This is a genomic window from Streptomyces sp. NPDC007863 (assembly GCF_040633895.1).
In the GTDB taxonomy this organism is placed as follows: Bacteria; Actinomycetota; Actinomycetes; order Streptomycetales; family Streptomycetaceae; genus Streptomyces.
In genome coordinates this window covers 53,987-71,764 of record NZ_JBEYEI010000027.1, presented here as the reverse complement: position 1 = coordinate 71,764, position 17,778 = coordinate 53,987, and the positions used below count along the sequence as shown (strand labels likewise).

General features: G+C 76.9%; 16 protein-coding genes. 10 read left to right on the top strand and 6 right to left on the bottom strand.

What is annotated here, in order from left to right; all coding sequences use genetic code 11:
• Positions 1-89 precede the first annotated feature (89 nt).
• Complete coding sequence (locus ABZ621_RS33305; protein WP_360610243.1) at positions 90-1,475, top strand: FAD-dependent monooxygenase; 1,386 nt, start codon at positions 90-92, stop codon at positions 1,473-1,475.
• A 46-nt stretch (positions 1,476-1,521) separates the two neighbouring features.
• Here ABZ621_RS33305 and ABZ621_RS33300 read toward each other — a convergent pair whose 3' ends face one another.
• Entirely contained in the window at positions 1,522-2,862 is a 1,341-nt protein-coding gene (locus ABZ621_RS33300) for a DUF2252 domain-containing protein (protein ID WP_360610241.1), read from the bottom strand.
• Between the two features lie 181 nt (positions 2,863-3,043).
• Between ABZ621_RS33300 and ABZ621_RS33295 the strand changes: the two genes are divergently transcribed.
• Positions 3,044-3,817, top strand: coding sequence for a GntR family transcriptional regulator (locus ABZ621_RS33295; RefSeq protein WP_360610239.1), 774 nt, complete (start codon positions 3,044-3,046; stop codon positions 3,815-3,817).
• Between the two features lie 19 nt (positions 3,818-3,836).
• Here ABZ621_RS33295 and ABZ621_RS33290 read toward each other — a convergent pair whose 3' ends face one another.
• The gene (locus ABZ621_RS33290) at positions 3,837-5,372 is read right to left on the bottom strand and encodes an amino acid permease (RefSeq protein WP_360610237.1); all 1,536 of its coding nucleotides are present in this window, start codon (positions 5,370-5,372) and stop codon (positions 3,837-3,839) included.
• Between the two features lie 29 nt (positions 5,373-5,401).
• Entirely contained in the window at positions 5,402-6,436 is a 1,035-nt protein-coding gene (locus ABZ621_RS33285; RefSeq protein ID WP_360610235.1) for a hypothetical protein, read from the bottom strand.
• A 303-nt stretch (positions 6,437-6,739) separates the two neighbouring features.
• Between ABZ621_RS33285 and ABZ621_RS33280 the strand changes: the two genes are divergently transcribed.
• The 5 genes from ABZ621_RS33280 to ABZ621_RS33260 all read left to right on the top strand — a co-directional run bounded on the left by ABZ621_RS33280 (position 6,740) and on the right by ABZ621_RS33260 (position 11,593).
• Positions 6,740-8,197 (top strand): FGGY family carbohydrate kinase, encoded by a 1,458-nt coding sequence (locus tag ABZ621_RS33280; protein WP_360610233.1) that lies wholly within the window; start codon positions 6,740-6,742, stop codon positions 8,195-8,197.
• Positions 8,198-8,325: 128 nt separating this feature from the next.
• A complete protein-coding gene (locus ABZ621_RS33275) occupies positions 8,326-9,735 on the top strand; it encodes an FAD-dependent oxidoreductase (RefSeq protein WP_360610322.1) in 1,410 nt (469 codons plus the stop codon).
• Positions 9,732-10,709 carry an FAD-dependent oxidoreductase gene (locus ABZ621_RS33270; protein WP_360610231.1) on the top strand — a complete coding sequence of 326 codons (978 nt, stop codon included), beginning with the start codon at positions 9,732-9,734 and terminating at the stop codon, positions 10,707-10,709. Before ABZ621_RS33275 ends, ABZ621_RS33270 begins: the two co-directional genes overlap by 4 nt.
• Positions 10,710-10,763: 54 nt before the next feature.
• The gene (locus ABZ621_RS33265) at positions 10,764-11,246 is read left to right on the top strand and encodes an NUDIX domain-containing protein (RefSeq protein ID WP_360610229.1); all 483 of its coding nucleotides are present in this window, start codon (positions 10,764-10,766) and stop codon (positions 11,244-11,246) included.
• A gap of 62 nt (positions 11,247-11,308) precedes the next feature.
• Positions 11,309-11,593, top strand: coding sequence for a hypothetical protein (locus tag ABZ621_RS33260; RefSeq protein WP_360610227.1), 285 nt, complete (start codon positions 11,309-11,311; stop codon positions 11,591-11,593).
• An 11-nt stretch (positions 11,594-11,604) separates the two neighbouring features.
• Here the strand turns inward: ABZ621_RS33260 and ABZ621_RS33255 are convergent, their stop codons facing one another.
• A complete protein-coding gene (locus ABZ621_RS33255; RefSeq protein ID WP_360610226.1) occupies positions 11,605-12,951 on the bottom strand; it encodes a cytochrome P450 in 1,347 nt (448 codons plus the stop codon).
• 242 nt (positions 12,952-13,193) lie between these two features.
• Here ABZ621_RS33255 and ABZ621_RS33250 point away from each other — a divergent pair, with 242 nt between their 5' ends.
• Entirely contained in the window at positions 13,194-14,510 is a 1,317-nt protein-coding gene (locus tag ABZ621_RS33250) for a D-alanyl-D-alanine carboxypeptidase (RefSeq protein WP_360610224.1), read from the top strand.
• A 44-nt stretch (positions 14,511-14,554) separates the two neighbouring features.
• On the opposite strand, the gene ABZ621_RS33245 is transcribed toward ABZ621_RS33250, so the two are convergent.
• A complete protein-coding gene (locus ABZ621_RS33245; RefSeq protein ID WP_360610222.1) occupies positions 14,555-15,127 on the bottom strand; it encodes a CGNR zinc finger domain-containing protein in 573 nt (190 codons plus the stop codon).
• Positions 15,128-15,184: 57 nt separating this feature from the next.
• Here ABZ621_RS33245 and ABZ621_RS33240 point away from each other — a divergent pair, with 57 nt between their 5' ends.
• Positions 15,185-16,462: an MFS transporter gene (locus tag ABZ621_RS33240; RefSeq protein ID WP_360610220.1), complete on the top strand. Its 1,278-nt coding sequence runs from the start codon at positions 15,185-15,187 to the stop codon at positions 16,460-16,462.
• Here the strand turns inward: ABZ621_RS33240 and ABZ621_RS33235 are convergent.
• Positions 16,389-16,598: a DUF5133 domain-containing protein gene (locus ABZ621_RS33235; protein ID WP_360610218.1), complete on the bottom strand. Its 210-nt coding sequence runs from the start codon at positions 16,596-16,598 to the stop codon at positions 16,389-16,391. The two genes, ABZ621_RS33240 and ABZ621_RS33235, sit on opposite strands and share 74 nt — an antisense overlap.
• A 141-nt stretch (positions 16,599-16,739) precedes the next feature.
• Between ABZ621_RS33235 and ABZ621_RS33230 the strand changes: the two genes are divergently transcribed.
• Positions 16,740-17,777, top strand: coding sequence for an NAD-dependent epimerase/dehydratase family protein (locus ABZ621_RS33230; protein WP_360610216.1), 1,038 nt, complete (start codon positions 16,740-16,742; stop codon positions 17,775-17,777).
• Position 17,778: the final 1 nt, after the last annotated feature.

Genomic DNA, 17,778 nt, shown 5'->3' with positions numbered 1-17,778 from the left:
TTCCGCCCCCGGCGCGCGCCGGTGCGCGGTCCCGCCGCCGTGGATACTGGTCGGTATCGGTTCATGGTCCACAGAGGGAAAGGGCGGGTATGGCCGACGACTTGGGGCGCCGCGGGACACGTCACGCGGTGGTCATCGGGGGAAGTCTCGCCGGACTGCTGGCGGCGCGGGTGCTCGCGGAACACGCGGAGCGGGTCACGGTCGTCGAGCGCGACCGGCTGCCCGAGGGGCCGGACGCCCGGCCCGGGGTGCCGCAGGGCCGGCACCTGCACGTGCTCATCGAGGGCGGCCAGCGGGCGCTCGACGAACTGCTGCCCGGCTTCATGGACGAGCTGCGGGAGCTGGGCGCGCCGAAGGTCGCGATGCCGACGGACATGGTCCAGTGGCAGGCGGGCCAGTGGTTCACCCGCTCCCCCGCCTCCGCGCACTTCTACAGCGGTCCGCGGCCCCAGCTGGAGTGGCTGGTGCGGCAGCGGGTGCTCGCCGACCCGCGCGTCGAACTCGTCGAGGGCACCGAGACGGTGGGCCTGACGGGCACCTCCGCCCGGGTGACGGGGGTACGGCTCCGGGAGCGGGGCGCCGGGAAGGAGACGCGTACGCTCGCGGCCGACCTCGTCGTGGACGCCTCCGGGCGGTCGACGAAGGCGGCGGACTGGCTGGCCGGGATCGGCGCGGAGGCCCCGCACGAGGAGACCCTCGACACCGGACTCGCGTACGCCTCCCGGATCTACAAGGCGACGGACGCGGTGCCCGCCACCGACGCGCAGGGCTACTACATCGTGCCGGGCCCGCGGCAGACGTACGGCGGGGTGATCGTGCCGCTGGGCGACGGCCACCACATGGTCACCTTCTCGGGGCTGCGCGGGGAGGCGCCGCCCACCGAGGAGGAGGCGTTCGAGGCGTACGCGAAGCGGCTGCCGCACCCGGTGCTCAGCGACTGGGTGGCCGCGGCGGAGCCGGTGACGCCGGTCCACGGCTTCCGGCAGACGGCCAACATCCGCCGCAGGTACGACCGTCCGGGCCGCCGCCCGGCCGGTTTCCTCGCCACCGGCGACGCGCTGTGCGCGTTCAACCCGATCTACGGGCAGGGCATGACGACGGCGGCGCTGGCCGCGGTGGCGCTGCGCCGGGTGCTGGCGGACACCCGCCGGGTCCCCACGACGCAGCGGGTGCAGCGGGCGCTCCTGGAGTCGTCCCGGCAGGCCTGGGACATCTCGGCGGGCGCGGACAAGAAGATGCCGGGCGCGACGGGCGACGCGGCCCGCCTGCAGCCGGCCGACAAGTTCGCCGACTGGTACTTGGGCCGGATCCAGGAGCTGGCGGCCGGTGACCCGGAGGTCGGGACGCCCTTCCGGGCGGTCCTGAGCCTGACGGCCCCGCTGAGCAGCCTCTTCGCCCCGTCGCTGGTCCGCGCGGTGCTCTTCTCGCCGGTGCCCGAGACCCCGGCGGAGCCGCCGCTGCGCCGGGACGCCTGAACCGTCGGGACGCCGGAGGGCGGGCGGCGCGTCCGCCCGCCCTCCGTCAGACGCCCGGGGCCGCCGTGATCATGCCGGCGGCGATGCCGGCGCCGAGGGTGGCGTAGTCGTCGGCGTTCTGGCCGGCGTAGGTGAGGGAGAAGTCGGCGACGGCGCGGTCGAAGACGTCGGAGGAGCCGAGGTAGGCGGCGATGGCGAGGCGGTCGCCGGAGCGGGCGTGGGCGCGGGCCAGGGCGCGGCCGCACAGCCGGGCGTACTCGCGCAGCATGGCGGGGGTCATCGTCTCGACCTCGGCGGAGCCCTTCATGTCGCGCAACTGGCGCCAGTAGAAGTGGCGTTGCTCGGGTCCGGTCATCCAGCCGAGGAAGATGTCACTGGCGGCCTGGGTGAGGCGCTGGCCGCAGACGACGCGCCGGCCCTGGTGGGGGTAGACGGTGGGCGGGAGGTACGCCTCCAGGACCGAGCGGCTCGCCTCCTTGATCTGGAGGATCAGCGGGTCGCCGTCGTCGCGGCCTTCGAGGAGGACGACGAAGCAGCGGGTGCCGACGCTGCCGACGCCGACGACCTTGCGGGCGGCGTCGCGGAAGCGGTAGCGGTCGAGGAGGACGCGTCGCTCCTCGGAGAGCGAGCTGCGGTAGTCGCCGAAGATCTTGCCGAGGGTGACCCGGTCGAGGTCGGGGACGCGTTCCAGGAGCGGCGGGTCCTCGGCGATCCGGCGCCCGCCGTCGCCGTCCCGGGTGGTGAGCTTGTCGAGGGCCTGGAGGCTGGTGCGGCGGCGCGCCTTGGCGAGGCCCCGGCTGACCCGTTCGCGTTCGCGGGGGCGGGCGAGGGCGGTGAGCTCGTCGGCGGCGATCCGCTCGTACCAGACGGTGAGTTCCCCGAGGCCGGCGAGGCGGCGCATGGTGGTGCGGTAGGCCTCGGCGGCGGCGAGCGCGGCGCGGTGGGCCTTGGGGCGCGGGCTGCCGTTCTGGAGGGCGGCGACGGCGACGCTGGCGGCGAGGCGCTTGACGTCCCACTCGAAGGGGCCGGGGAGGGTCTCGTCGAAGTCGTTGACGTCGAAGAGGAGCGTCCGTTCGGGTGAGGCGTAGACGCCGAAGTTGAGCAGATGGGCGTCGCCGCACAGCTGGACGGTGAGGCCGGTGTTCCGGGTGGCGCCGAGGTCGGCGGCCATGACGGCGGCGGCGCCGCGCAGGAAGGCGAAGGGGGAGGCGGCCATCCGTCCGTACCGGACGGGGGCGAGGTCGGGCAGCCGGTCGGCGGCCTGCTTCTCCAGGACGGTCAGCGGGTCGGGGCGCTGCGAGCTCGGTATCCAGCGGCCGTGCGAGGACCTCGGGACCCGCTTGCGGGCCGCCCGGCCGCGCTCGACGCGCTCGGAGGGCGTCGTCATCCGGCCTCACCCCTCTTCCACACCGGCCGCGGCCGGTCCTGTCGCCTGGTCCCCATTACAAGGCGGCGCGCGGGTTTCGGCCACTCTGCACGGTCGCCCTAGCGAAATGGTTTAGACCAATGATAGGAATTGATCACCCATACGGCCCACGCGGTGACGCTGAGCGAAGAAGGGGTCCATCATGGCCGTACCCGATTCCGAGCCCCCGGAGGGGGTGGTCCCGCGCTATCTGCGGGTGGCCGCCGCCCTGCGGGACGACCTCGTCCGGCACGCCCTCGCCCCCGGGAGCAGGCTCCCCTCGGAACGTTCCCTGGCGCAGCGGTACCACGTCAACCGGCAGACCGTCCGCAGCGCGCTCCAACTGCTGCGCGAGGAACGGCTCGTGGTCACCGACCGGCGCGGCACCTTCGCCGCGCACGGTCCGTCGCACGGGGAGGTCCCGCGGCCCGCGCCGCCGCCGTCCCCGTCCGCCGCGCGACCGGTCTTCCCCGGCGGGCCGCGCGCGGCGGAGGCCCTGGTGCGGGCCTCCCTCGGCTGGGAGCCGCCTCCGTCGGCGCTGGCCCCGCGGCTGCACCTGACGCCGGGCGAGCCGACGCTCGTCCACCGCCACCGGGTGCTGGCCCCGCAGGGTCCCGAACTGCAGCGGGCGGTCTCGTGGTTCTCCCGGGCGGCACTGGACGAGATCCCGCAGCTGGCCCGCTACCGGCGGGCCCGGTACGGCGTGCGCCAGCCGGACCTGCGGCTGCTCTACCACTGGATGCACGAGGCGGGCCTGCGGGCCACCCACCGGGAGTCGGTCCGGGTCCCGCCCGGCGCCGCGGGGGCGGCGGCGGGCGGGACGGCCCGGCTGAGCGTCCACCGGGTGGTGAGCGATCAGCACGGGCACGTCCTGGAGGTCACGGACATCGACTTCACGGCCCAGGAGGCGGCCTGGACGTACGAGTACAGCCTCTGACCGTGCTCCTGACGAAGGATCAGACGATGTTCTCGGCGAGCTCCGCCTCCTCGCGGGCCGTACCGCCGTACGGGGTCGGCGTGCCGTACGACCGGCGGGCGGCGTACCACCAGACGGTCGCCAGGAGGAGGACGACGGCGAGGGCGATGACCGCGTAGTTCATGGTGTCGACGGTCACCGGGCTCTTCTGGGGCAGGCAGAAGAGGACGGTCACGATCGCGACCCATCCGACGGCGGTCCAACCGACCGGCCGGCTCCAGCGGCCGAGGGTCCACGGGCCGGGCGTGAAGTCGCGCCCGGCCCGCAGCCGCAGGTAGATGGGGATGGCGTAGGCGGGCGTGATGCCGATGACGTTGATCGCGGTGACCGCGCCGTAGGCGGTCGGCGAGTACAGCGACGGCAGGGCGAGCACCGCGGCGGCGCCGACCGACAGCCAGACCGCCGGCACCGGCGTCTGGGTCCGGGGGCTGACCTTCCGCCAGGTCGCGGACGCCGGCAGGGCGTTGTCCCGGCTGAAGGCGAAGACCATGCGGCTGGCCGCGGCCACCTCGGCGTTGCCGCAGAAGAGCTGGGCGACGATGACGACGAGGAGCAGGGCGGTCGCGCCGCCGGTGCCGAGGGCGTCGAGGAAGATCTGCGCGGGCGGCACGCCGGTCGCGCTGCCGACGGTGCCCGCGTAGTCCTGGATGGCGAAGGTGAGCCCGGCGAGCAGGGCGAAGCCGGCGATCCAGGAGACCCAGATGGCGCGGACGATGCCCTTGGCCGCCGTGACCGAGGCATTGGCGGTCTCCTCCGAGAGGTGGGCGGAGGCGTCGTAACCGGAGAAGGTGTACTGGGCGAGGAGGAGTCCGATCGCGGCGACGTAGAACGGATTGGCCCAGCCGGTGTCGTTGACGAACTCGGTGAAGACGAAGCCGGCCGACTGGTGGCGGTCGGGGACGATCGCGAGGGCGCCGACGATCACGGCGACGCCCGCGAGGTGCCACCAGACGCTGATCGAGTTGAGCACGCTGACCAGGCGCACGCCGAAGAGGTTGAGGGCGGCGTGGAGCAGCAGGATCGCCAGGAAGATCAGGAAGGTGGAGCCGGGCGTCGGCTCGAAGCCCCACTGGAGGTTGAGGAAGGCGCCGGTGAAGAGGGCCGCGCCGTAGTCGATGCCGGCGATGGCGCCGAGCAGGCCGAGCAGGTTCAGCCAGCCGGTGTACCAGCCCCAGCGGCGGCCGCCGAGCCGGTCCGCCATGTAGTACAGCGCCCCGGAGGTCGGGTAGGCGCTGGTGACCTCGGCGAGGGCGAGGCCGACGCAGAGGACGAAGAGGCCGACGCCCGCCCAGCCCCAGAGCATCACGGCGGGGCCGCCGGTGCCGAGCCCGAAGCCGTAGAGGGTCATGCAGCCGGAGAGGACGGAGATGACCGAGAAGCTGATGGCGAAGTTGCCGAAGCCGCCCATGCGGCGGGCGAGCACCGGCTGGTAGCCGAGCTCGCGCAGCCGGGCCTCCTCGTCGGGTAACGCCGGGGACGGGTGGCGCGGTGCCTCGGGTGGGGTGGCGCGGGACATCGGGGAACCTTTCGGGAGGGGTGGGCCGCTCAGTCGGCGAGGCAGCGGGCGCGGGCCCGCAGGAAGATCTCCTCGGCGAGGGCGCGGTCGGCCGGGCGCGCGGTGCGGTGGGCCCAGGGGACGGTGGTGTAGTACGGGCCGAGGGCCTCGAAGACCCGTGCCGCGTCGGCGAAGCGCAGGGCGCCGAAGAGGGCGTGCGCCAGATGGTTGAGGTCCAGCTGGGAGGCCTCCGGCACCGCGCAGAAGAGGAACCAGGCGTCCATCGCCCGCCGGGCCTCGCGGACCGCGTCCTCGGCCACCCAGTGCAGGTCCAGGGCGTGTTCGTGCCCCCGGTCGCGCCGGTAGCGCTCGACCCGGACGTAGAGCGGCAGGGCGTGCAGGGCGGAGCCGCGCGGAGCCGCCGCGGCCGCCCACTGGGCGTAGTTGACGGCCTCGGAGAGCGGGCCCTCGCTGCGCCCGTACATGAACTGCAGCATGCGGTGGTACGCCTCGCGGTTGTACGGGTCGCGCCGCTCGGCCTCGGCGAGCAACCCCCAGGGGCCGGGCGGCAGCATCGGCGCGGGCGGCGCGGCGCGGTGCTCGGGGGCGTCCTTGCGGGGGTCGAGCGCGGCGAGGGCGAGGAGGCAGACCCACGGCACCGGGTCGGCGGGGGCACGGTCGGCGGCCTCCCGGCAGGCGGTCCACGCCTCCCGCCGGAGGGTGCGGGCGCGCGGGTGGCCGGCGCGGTGGGCGCGGACGGCGCGCTCGACGGCGACGCGGGCGTGCATGACGCAGGCGGCGGCGCTGCCGGGCCGTTCGGCGCGCCAGGTGTGGACGACGTCGGTGCCGGCGGCGACGGTGGCGAGGACCTGCGTGCGCCGCGTCCAGCCGTCCCAGTGTCCGGCGCCGGTCCGGTCGTCCGCGCCGCCGACGGCCCGGGTGTCGGGGCCGTCGGCGCCGTCCGGGCCTTCGAGGAGCCGCGCCATCTCGCCCCAGCGGCCGGTTCGCAGGTCCTGGAGCGCGTGGCGCAGGGCGTGGTCGTGGCCCGCCGGGTGGAAGACGGGCCGGAAGCCGTGTCCGGGCATCAGCGGTCGGGACGGGGTGCGGGCGGGGCGGTGGGCGTGGTCATCGGTCCTCGGTCGGGCGCGGTCGGGCGGCGAGCGGCGCCCGCGCGTCCGTCGGCGAGCGGCGCTCACTATAGGCGCGACCGAAGGTGATCGTCCGGATCATTCTTGTGACCGTAACTATCAGGCCAGTGCCTGCTTTTGAGCTACCATCAAGTAATCGTGAGTGACCTGACAGGCTCGCCGGGAGAGGGTTGACGGCGGACCGTCCGCCCACCAGCCTGACCCCTTCCCTCCGGCGAACCCCACGACGGGAGCAGGCACATGACGGGCGGCCCGGTACTCGCCGTCGACCAAGGCACCTCCGGAACCAAGGCACTCGTCCTGTGCCCGGAACGGGGCGTGCTCGGCACCGGCACGGCACCGGTGAGACCCCGCCATCTGCCCGGCGGCCGGGTCGAGGCCGACCCCGCCGAACTGTACGGCTCCGTGGTCGCGGCGGGCCGCGCGGCGCTCGCCGAGGCGGGTGTGCCGGTGGTCGCCGTGGGCCTCGCCAACCAGGGCGAGACGGTCCTCGCCTGGGACCCCGCCACCGGCGCGCCACTCACCGACGCCCTCGTCTGGCAGGACCGCAGGGCGGCCGGAATCTGCGCGGAACTCACCCCTCGCCACGAGGAGCTGAGGGACCTGACGGGCCTGCCCGTCGACCCCTATTTCGCCGCGCCCAAGATGGCCTGGATCCGTCGCCACACCACCGGCGCCGGGGTGGTGACGACGAGCGACGCCTGGCTGACGCACCGGCTGACGGGCGCCTTCGTCACCGACGCGGCCACGGCCGGCCGCACCGGCCTCCTCGACCCGGCCGCCGTCGCCTGGTCCGAACCCGCCCTCGACCTCTACGGCCTCGGCGGCGAGAAACTGCCGCACATCGTCGACTGCGACGAACCCGTCGGCACCACCACGGCGTTCGGGCCGCCGCTGCCGCTCACCGGACTCGTCGTGGACCAGCAGGCCGCGCTCCTCGCGCAGAGCGCCACCGCGCCGGCCGCCGCCAAGTGCACCTACGGCACCGGGGCGTTCCTCCTCGCCCGCACCGGACCGCTCCCCCGCCGCACCACGACCGGCCTCGTCGGCTGCGTGGCCTGGCGGCTGCGGGGCCGCACCGAACACTGCCTCGACGGGCAGGTGTACACCGTCGCCTCCGCCGTCCGCTGGCTCACCGACCTCGGGGTCGTCTCCGGCGCCCGGGACCTCGACGCCGTCGGCGGCTCGGTGCCCGACAGCGGCGGCGTCACCTTCGTGCCCGCGCTCGCCGGGCTCGCCGCCCCCTGGTGGCGCGCCGATGCCCGTGGCACCGTCACCGGCCTCGGCCTCGACACCGGCCGCGGGCACCTGGTGCGGGCCCTCGTCGAAGGCATCGCCGCGCAGGTGGTCGACCTCGCCGAGGCGGCGGCCACGGACCGGGGCGCCCCGCTCGACGCCCTGCGCGCCGACGGCGGCCTCACCCGCTCCGCGCTGCTGATGCAGACCCAGGCGGACCTGCTCCAGCTCCCGGTGGAGGTCGCCGCGCTCCCCGACGCGACCGCCCTCGGCGTCGGCGCGATGGCCGCCCTCGGCCACGACCCGCGCCTCACCGTCGCGGAGGCCGTCCCGGCGTGGAAGCCGTCCGCCGTGTACGAGCCCGCGATCTCGGCGGACGAGGCGGCGGACCGGCTCGGCCGCTTCCGGGCGGAGGTCGCGGCGCTCCTCGACCGCCCGGCGGCCCCGGAGGAGTCGGCGTGACCCGCCCGGGGCACCGCCGGCCGGGCGGCACGGACGCCGCCCGGGCCAGGGGCGCGAGCGGGCGGGGACCACTGCCGGGCACCGCCGGCCCGGCGGAGGGCGGCGGGCACGTCAGCCGGCGCGGGCCGCTGCCCGCCGGGGCGGAGGACGCGTACGACGTCGTCGTGGTCGGGGCCGGGGTCGTCGGCTGCGCGATCGCCCGCGCCCTGGCGCGCCACCGGCTGCGGGTCGCTCTGGTCGACGCGGCGGACGACGTCGGCGAGGGCACGTCCAAGGCCAACACCGCGATCCTCCACACCGGCTTCGACGCCGCCCCCGGCACCCTGGAGGCCGGACTCGTCCGGGCGGGCCACCGGCTGCTCACCGCCTACGCCGCCGAGACGGGGATCCCCGTCGAGCCCCTCGGCGCGCTGCTCGTCGCCTGGGACGAGGAGCAGCGGGCCGCCCTGCCGGGCCTCGCCGCGAAGGCCGCCCGCAACGGCCACCACGCCACCCGGGTCGTCGGCGCGGACGAACTCCGCCGCCGCGAGCCGCACCTCGGCCCCGGCGCGCTCGGCGCGCTGGCCGTCCCCGGCGAGTCGATCGTCTGTCCCTGGAGCACCACCCTCGCCTACGCCACCCAGGCCGTCCTGTCCGGCGTGGACCTGCTGCTCGGCTGCCGGGTGACGGACGTCGCCCCCGGCTCCCGCGCCGACGCGCCGCACCGGCTGGTCACCACACGGGGCCCGCTCACCGCGCGGTTCCTGGTCAACGCCTGCGGCCTGCACGCCGACGCCTTCGACGCGCTGCTCGGCGTACGGGACTTCACGGTCACGCCCCGCCGGGGCCAGCTGCTCGTCCTCGACACGTACGCCCGCCCGCTCGTGCGGCACATCCTGCTGCCCGTGCCCGGCCCGCTCGGCAAGGGCGTCCTCGTCACGCCCACCGTGTACGGCAACGTGCTGGTCGGTCCGACCGCCGAGGACCTCGACGACCGCACCGCCACCGGCACGACCGCCGAAGGGCTCACCGGACTGCGGGAACAGGGCGCGCGGATCGTGCCCGCGCTGGCGGAGGAGGAGGTGACGGCCGCGTACGCGGGCCTGCGGGCCGCCACCGGACGGGAGGACTACCGGTGCGCCGCCCACCCCGCGCTGCGGTACGTCACGGTCGGCGGGATCCGCTCCACCGGCCTGTCCGCCTCCCTGGCCCTCGCCGGGCACGTCCTCGGCCTGCTCGCCGAGTGCGGGCTGCGGACCGGCCCCGAGCGGCCGCTCGCCCCCGTCCGGGTGCCGAACCTCGGCGAGGCCTTCCCCCGCCCCTACCGGGACGCGGCGGCCGTCGCCCGCGACCCCGGGCTCGGCGCGGTCGTCTGCCACTGCGAGCACGTCACGCGCGGCGAGGTGCGCGCCGCACTCGCCTCGCCCGTCCCGCCCGCCGGCCTCGCCGGCCTGCGCCGCCGCACCCGCGCCGGTGCGGGACGCTGCCAGGGCGGCCACTGCCGGCCGACCCTGCGCGCCCTGCTTGAGGAGTACGGGAAGGGGGCCGGGGCCCGGTGAACGCGTGGTCACGGGAAGCGCGGGCCGTCGACGTGCTGGTCGTCGGGGCGGGTCCGGCCGGGCTCGCCGCGGCGGCGCGGCTCGCGGCGCTCGGGACCGGGCGCGTCGAGGTCCTGGAGCGGGAGCCCGAGGGCGGCGGCGCGCCCCGCTTCTGCGCCCACCCGGGCTTCGGCGCGGACCCGCGCGGGCGCGCCCTCGACGGCCCCGGGTACGCGCGGCGCGCCGTGCGGGCGGCGGGGCGGGCCGGGGCCGTGCTGCGCACCGGCGTGTCGGTCGTCGGCTGGGCGGGACCGCTCGCCCTGGAGACGGCCACACCGACCGGGCCGGAGACCCTCGCGGCGCGGGCGGTGGTCCTGGCGACCGGTGCCCGCGAACGGTCCCGCCCGGCCCGGCTGCTCCCCGGCACCCGTCCCGAGGGGGTCCTGACGGCCGGTGAGCTCCACCGGACCGTCGCCCTCTTCGGCCCGCGCCCGGAGCGGATCGGCCGGCGCGCCGTGGTCGTCGGCGGCGGCCCGACGGGCGGACACGCCGTCAGCCTGCTGCGCCGCGCCGGGGTCACGGTGGCGGCCGTCGTCCGCGAGGAGCGGTACGCGGCCGCCCTCGGGGTCCCGGTGGCGGCGGAGACGGTGGTGACGGAGCTGACCGGCCGGGGGCGGCTCGCCGCGGTGACCGTCCGGAACCGGCACGGACACACCCGCTCGATCCGCTGCGACACGCTCGTCCTCACCGGCGACTGGATCCCGGAGCACGAACTGGCCCGCGCGGGCGGCCTCCCCCTCGCGCCCGGCACCCGCGCGCCCCTGGTGGACGCGACCCTGTGCACCGCCGTCCCGGGCGTGTTCGCGGCGGGTGGCCTGCTGCGCGGCGGCACGCCCGCGGTCCGGGCGGCGGCGGAGGGCCGGCGGGCCGCCGAGGCCGTCCGGGCGTACCTGGAGGGGGGCGCCCGGGACGGGCGGCCGGGGTCCCCCGGCTGACGCGGCGGGGCGCGTGGCCGTGCGCGTCCCCTGCGGGTCGGCGAGACTGACGGCATGACGGTCAGGCGCAGCGCGGGTCTGCTCGTCTTCCGTCGCACGGGGGCGGAGGACGGCGCGGTCGAGGTGCTCATCGGGCACATGGGCGGCCCGTTCTGGGCGCGCCGGGAACAGGCCGCCTGGTCGGTGCCGAAGGGGGAGTACGGGCCGGAGGAGGCGCCGGAGGAAGCGGCCCGGCGGGAGTTCCGGGAGGAGCTGGGGCTGCCGGTGCCGGAGGGCGAGTGGCTCGCCCTCGGGGAGGTGCGGCAGTCCGGCGGAAAGACCGTCACCGTGTGGGCGGTGGAGGGCGACCTCGACCCCGCGGCGGTCGTGCCGGGGACGTTCTCGATGGAGTGGCCGCCGCGCTCCGGGGTCCTGGCGGAGTTTCCGGAGCTGGACCGGGTGGGGTGGTTCACCGCGCGGGAGGCGGCTCCGCTGCTGGTCACGGGGCAGCGGGAGTTCCTGGAGCGGCTTGTCACGCGGGTGCGCGGGCGGGCCTGAGGGGCGTTGTCAGACCCGTGCGAGAGGGTGGGGTGCGTCAAGCCGTCGAGAGGGAGCCCGACATGACCACCATCACCGCCACCGAGCGCGCCGCGGCCCAGGCGTACCTGCGCCTCCTCGAATCCACCCAGGCCGTCATGACGGATCCGCGCCTCGCCCCGTACGCGGGGGTGATGCTGACGAACCCGATGGCGGAGGCCGACGAGGCGCTGCGCGCGGCGGGCCTCGCGGGGAACGAGGACCGGCTGCTGCGGCTCGTCTCCACGCTGCGGGCCTCCCCCACACCACCTCCCGGCGTGCCGGCCCCCGCCAGGGACCTGGACCTGGGCCGGGGCCGGCGCGGCTGAGCGGGGAGCGGTTACCGCGCGGCGGGGCCGAGCCGGACGGGCAGGGCGCGGACGCTGTTGCCGACGAAGCCCGCGTGGCGGCTCAGTCCCGCCTCGGGGACGGCGAGGTCGAGGTCCGGGAAGCGGGTGAAGAGCGCTTCGAGGGCGACGGCCGCCTCCATGCGGGCGAGGGGGGCGCCCAGGCAGTAGTGGGGGCCGTGGCCGAGGGACAGGTGCTTGGCCGCGCCGGCCCGCGTGAGGTCGAAGCGGTCGGCGTCCGGGCCGTGCGCCTCCGGGTCGCGGCCCGCCGCCGAGTATCCGGCGAGCACGGGGGTGCCGCGCGGGATCAGGGTGCCGTCGACGGTCAGGTCGCGGGTGGGGTAGCGGAAGGGGAAGTAGCTGACGGGGCTGTCCCAGCGCAAGGTCTCCTCGACGGCGTCGGCCCAGCTCGCGCGTCCCCCGGTGACGAGGGCGAGCTGCTCGCGGTGGGCGCACAGGGCCCGGACGGCGTTGGTGACCAGGTTGAGGGTGGTCTCGTGGCCCGCGATGATCATCAGCAGCAGGGTGCCGATGAGCTCCTGCTGGGCCAGCCGGTCGCCGCCCTCGTCGCGGGCGGCGATCAGGGCGCTGGTGAGGTCGTCGCCGGGCCGCGCCGCCTTGGCCTCGGCGATCGCGGCGAGCAGTCCGAGGAGTTCGCGGTTGGCGGCGACGGCCTGCGCGGGCTCGGTGTCGGTGGCGACGACGAGGCTGGACAGGCGGTGCAGCCGGTCCTGGTGGCCGGGGTCGACGCCGAGGAGTTCGCAGATGACGCCGAGGGGCAGCGGGAGGGCGAAGTGGCGGCGCAGGTCGGCGACTCCGTCACCGGCCGCGGCGGCCTCGGCGAGGCCGTCGAGCAGACCCTCCGTCACCGCCGCCACGCGCGGGCGGAGCTCCTCGACGCGGCGGGCGGTGAAGGCGCTGCTGACGAGGGTCCGCAGCCGGCGGTGGTCGGCGCCGTCGGCGGTGGTCATGCCGGGCACGGTCGCGAAGGTGCGCAGCGGCCAGCCCTCCGGTATGCGTCCCTCGGCGAGCGCGGTGAAGTGCCGCGGCCCCTTGGCGACGTCGGGGTCGGCGAGGAAGTCCCGCAGGGCGTGGTGCCCGAGGACGACCATGCCCTCGATGTCCCCGGGCAGGAGCACCGGGGCGACGGCCCCCTGGGCCCGCAGCCGCGCGTTCACCGCGTGCGGACAGCCGCCGGCCGGATCAAGCCGGTACGCCTCCGGCGCTCCGGCGTGGCCCTTCGGCTCCGGCGTCGTCCGGGTGGGGGCCTCGGTGGCTTCGGTGGCCTCGATGGCGTCGGTGGCCTCGGTGGCTTCGGTGGCTTCGGGCTGTGCGTCCATGTGCGCTCCTGACGACGGGTGGGCTGCCGGGCGGGCGGGGCGGGTCGGCCGCATCCTAGGGTCAACGCGCGGGTGCGCGCGCGGAGTTGCCGTCGGCGGAGGCCGGGGCAGGCGGGGCTCACCCGCCCGGCGGAGCGCGACCACCCGCCCGGCGTCACGACGCGCCGCCCGCCGTCGCGTTCTCTAGGCCGGGTGGCGCACTTCCTCCTGCGCTCCGCGCACCCCCTTCCTACGGTGGCCGAATGATCGTCACGTCAGCTGTTCGCCATGCCGCCGCGGGCTCCGCCGCGATGCTGCTCGTGCTCTCCGCCCCCGTCGCCGGCGCCGCGACCCCGCCCCGCGCCCCGGTGGCCGCCCCCGCCGCCCTGCCCGCCCTGCCCGCCCTCGGCCCCGGCTCCCCCACCGAACCGACCCCTCCCGCACGGCGGTTCATGGACCGGGCGCGGCTCGACCGGAACGGGACGCAGGTGCAGCCGCTGGCCGGCGCTCCGGCCGTGCCGACGCCCTCGGCGCTCTCCTGGGTGGTGGCCGACGCCGGCACGGGCGAGGTGCTCGCCGCCCGCGCCGCGCACCGCAAGCTGCCGCCGGCCAGCACGCTGAAGACCCTCTTCGCGCTGACGCTGCTCCCGCACCACGAGGCGTCCGCGCGGCACACGGTGACCGACGAGGAGCTGACGGGGATCGGCGAGGGCAGCAGCCTCGTCGGAGTGAAGGAGGGGTACACCTACCGGGTCTCCGACCTGTGGAACGGCGTCTTCCTCAGCTCGGGCAACGACGCCGTGCACGTCCTCGCGGCGATGAGCGGCGGCTGGGAGTCGACGGCCCGCCGGATGCAGGAGAAGGCGCGGGCGCTGGGGGCGGTGGACACCCGCGTCGTCTCCCCGGACGGGTACGACGCGCCGGGCCAGGTGTCGTCCGCGTACGACCTGGCGGTCTTCGGCCGGGCGGGGGTGCGCGATCCGGAGTTCACCCGCTACTGCTCGACCGCCTACGCCGACTTCCCGGCCGGCTCGTGGTCGTACGGCATCGCCAACACCAACCGCCTCGTCACCGGGGCGGACGGGGTGGGCCGCTACCCGGGGATCATCGGCGTCAAGAACGGCTACACCAGCAACGCGGGCAACACCCTCGTCGCCGCCGCCCGTCGCGGCGACCGCACCCTGGTGGTGTCGGTGATGAACCCGCAGGCGGGCGGCGGGCTCGCCGTCTACGAGGAGGCCCGCGACCTCCTCGACTGGGGCTTCGCGGCGGCGGGCAAGGTCGAGCCGGTCGGCTCCCTGCTCCCGGCGAAGTCGGAGGAGTCCCGGGAGGCCGTCGGGGCCGCAGGAGCCGCAGGGGCCGGGGGCGGCAAGCGGACCGACGCCCGGGGCGTCTCCGTGCGCGGTGGAGCCGGTGCCCCGGCCGCCGCCCTCGGCGCCACGGCCGCCGGGCCCGGCGCCGCCGCCGAGGAGCCCGCGGGCGCGGGACCGTCGGTGGCGCTGCCGCTCTCCCTCGTGGGCTCGGCCTGCGCGGCGGCCCTCGTCCTGTGGGCGTGGCGGCGCCGGGTGCCGCGCGCCTGACCCCGCGGTCGCCACCACCACGGCGACGGCCCCCGGCCCGACGTTCAGTCCGCGCCGGGGGCCGTCGCCGTGCGCGCGCGACGGTGCGCGGCGACCCGCTCCCGGGTGGCGCACCGGCGGGAGCAGTAGCGGCGCTCGGGCCCGCTGCCGTGGGCGACGAAGACGTTCCCGCAGCTCGCGGAGGCGCAGGTGCGGCCGGGTGGGGCCTGCCGCTCCCAGAGGAGGACGGTCAGGGCCAGACAGCCGGAAGCGCGGAACCACGCCGTCCAGGGCGCGTCGTCGTCGGCGTCCGCGTGGGGGTGCCAGGGGGCCGTGCCGCCGTGAGAGGTGAGCCGGAGGGGGCCGGTGTGGGCGGCGAGCAGGGAGTTGAGGAGGGCGGCGGCCTCGTCGGCGGAGCCGGCGGCGAACACCTCCCGCAGGTGCACGGCGGCGGCCCGCAGCCCCGTGACGTCCTCGGCGGTCACCTCGACCGGCGCGGGTTCGCCGTGCGCGAGGAGCACGGCGGCGATCTCCCCGGGCCCGGCCGAGGGGTCGGCCAGGGCGTTGACGAGGGCGGCGGTGCGCAGGGCCATGGCGACGGTGGAGTGCCGGGTGGACCGGTCGGGGAGCACGGGCATCGGCCGAATGTAACGCATATTGCGAGGTTTTGAGTTACCTCCGTAGCCTCTGCCGCCATGCGCAGCCCTTCGTTACGCCCCTTCTCCCGACCCTTCTCCCGGCCCTTCTCCCGCCCTTCCGTCGCGGCACATCTGACGGGTGCGCTCGCCGCCCGGACCGGCGACGAGGCGGCCGGTCCGGCCCTGGCGCTCGCCGGCTTCGCCGCCGCCGGCTCGACCTCCGGGGCCGCCGCGCTCCTCGCCTGTGCCACGGTCGCGGCGGCCGTCGGCGGCCCCGCGTTCGGGGCGCTCCTCGACCGCTCGCCCCGGCCGGGACGGCTCCTCGCCGGCGCCCTCGCCCTCTACGCGGCCGGGCTCGGAGCCGTCCTCCTCGGGCTCGGCCGGCTGCCGTTCGCGGTGACGGCGCTGCTCGCGGTGGTCACGGGCCTGATGGGCCCGGCGCTCTCGGGCGGCTGGACGGCGCAGCTGCCGGGGCTCGCGCCCGCCGACCGGATGCCGCGCCTGCACGGCCTGGACTCGCTCACCTTCTCCGTCGCCGCGCTGGCCGGGCCCGCGCTCGCCGGTGGCGCCGCGCTGCTCCTCGGCGCGCCGGCGGCGGTGGTCGTCGCGGCCGCGCTGGTCGCGGCGGCGGTGCCCGTCGCCTGGGCCCTGCCCCCGGCCGCCCCGCCGTCCGGGGAGCGCCCCCGGGGCGGACGGGTGCGGGCGGTGCCGGTCCGGGGGCCGCTGCTGCGGGCCACGGTCACCTCGGTGGGCTGCGCCACCGCGCAGGGCGTGGTCGCGGCCTGCCTCCCGGCGCTCGGGGCGCGGGCGCTGGGCGCGCCCGGCCAGGGGGCGCTGCTGCTCTCGGCCGCGGCGGCGGCCTCCCTCGTCGCGACGGCGCTGCACGCGCGGCTCGCCCGCACGGTGCCGGCGGCGCGGGTGCTGTGGGGCGCGGCGCTGGCCCAGGCGGGCGCGTGGGCGGTGGCCGCGACGGGTGCGCCGGGCGGGCCTGTCGCCCTGGTGGTGGCGTTCGCGGTCGCGGGGGCGGCGGAAGGCCCGCAGCTCACCGCTCTGTTCGCGGTCCGGTACGAGGAGACGCCGGAGCGGCTGCGGGGCCGGGTGTTCGCCACCGGCGCCGGCTTGAAGATCACCGGCTTCGCGCTGGGCGCGGCGGCCGCGGGCCCGGTCGCGGCCCGGTCCGTCCCGGCGGCCCTGCTGCTCGCGGCGGTGCTCTGCGCCGCCTCGGCGCTCCCTTACGCGGGGCCCCGGAGCCGGCGGGGCGTCACAGGGACGCCCGGGGCGCGACGTACCGCTCGGCGGCGCGGAGCGCCTCGGCCGTCGAGCGGACGCCCATGAGCACGCAGAGCGTGTATCCGGTGTCCTCGAAGCGGCGGCGGACGGAGAGGTCGCAGGGGCCGGCCAGGACGCACTGTTCCTGGGCGCGGTAGTGCCGGAGGAGCCGTTCGACGGTGTTCCGGTCGGGCAGCAGCATGGGTTCCTCCGTTACGGCCCCCTGTCGTGCGTCGCTCCATGGTGCTCGCGACCGGCCACCCGCGCGACCCGCACGGTCACCCTCCGTGATGCCGTGCGGGCCGAGGTGCGGGGGCCGCCCGGATGGCGGAGGGTCGGAGACATGAACACGAGTACCGGGCTGAGGGTGGTCGTCACCGGCGCCACCGGGAACGTGGGCACCAGCGTCGTACGCGCCCTGGCCGCCGAACCGGGCGTCGGTTCCGTCCTGGGCCTGGCGCGCCGGCTGCCGGAGCTCGACGTCCCCGGCGTCGAGTGGGCCGCCGTCGACCTGTCCCTCGACGGCGACGAGCCCCGGCTCGCCCAGTACGTCGCCGACGCCGACGCGGTCGTGCACCTGGCCTGGCGCTTCGGGCCGACGCACGACCCGGTGACGACCTGGCGGACCAACGTCCTCGGCGCGCTGCGGGTCGGGGACGCGGTCGCGGCCGCCCACGTCCCCGCGCTGGTGTGCGCCTCGTCGGTGGGGGCGTACTCCCCCGGGCCGGAGAGCGGCGCGCCGGTCTCCGAGGCCTGGCCGACGCACGGCTGGCCGGGCGCCGCCTACAGCCGCGAGAAGGCCTATCTGGAACGGGTCCTGGACACCTTCGAGCGCGATCACCCGCAGACCCGGGTGGTGCGGATGCGGCCCGCGTTCCTGTTCAAGGAGGAGTCGGCGAGCGAGCAGCGCCGGCTCTTCGCCGGCCGGTTCGTGCCGGGCCGGCTCATCCGCCCCGACCTGCTGCCGCTGCTGCCGGAACCCTCCGGGCTCCGCTTCCAGGTCCTGCACACCGACGACGCCGCCGACGCCTACGTGCGGGCCGTGCTGCGGGACGTGCGCGGCGCGTTCAACCTGGCGGCGGACCCGGTGGTCGACGCGGCGCTGCTCGGCGGGATGTTCGGCGCACGGCCGGTGAAGGTCCCGGCGGGCGCCGTGCGCGGCGCACTCGCGACGGCCTGGCACCTGCGCCTCGCCCCCGCCTCCCCCGGCCTCTTCGACCTCCTGCGCCACCTTCCCGTGATGTCCACGGACCGGGCGCGCGAGGAGCTCGGCTGGGCGCCGGCGGCGAGCTCGGTGGAGGCCCTGGAGGCGTTCCTGCGCGGCGTGCGCGCCGGCGCGGGCGACGACACGGCGCCCCTGGCCGGGCGCCGCGCCGCCTGAA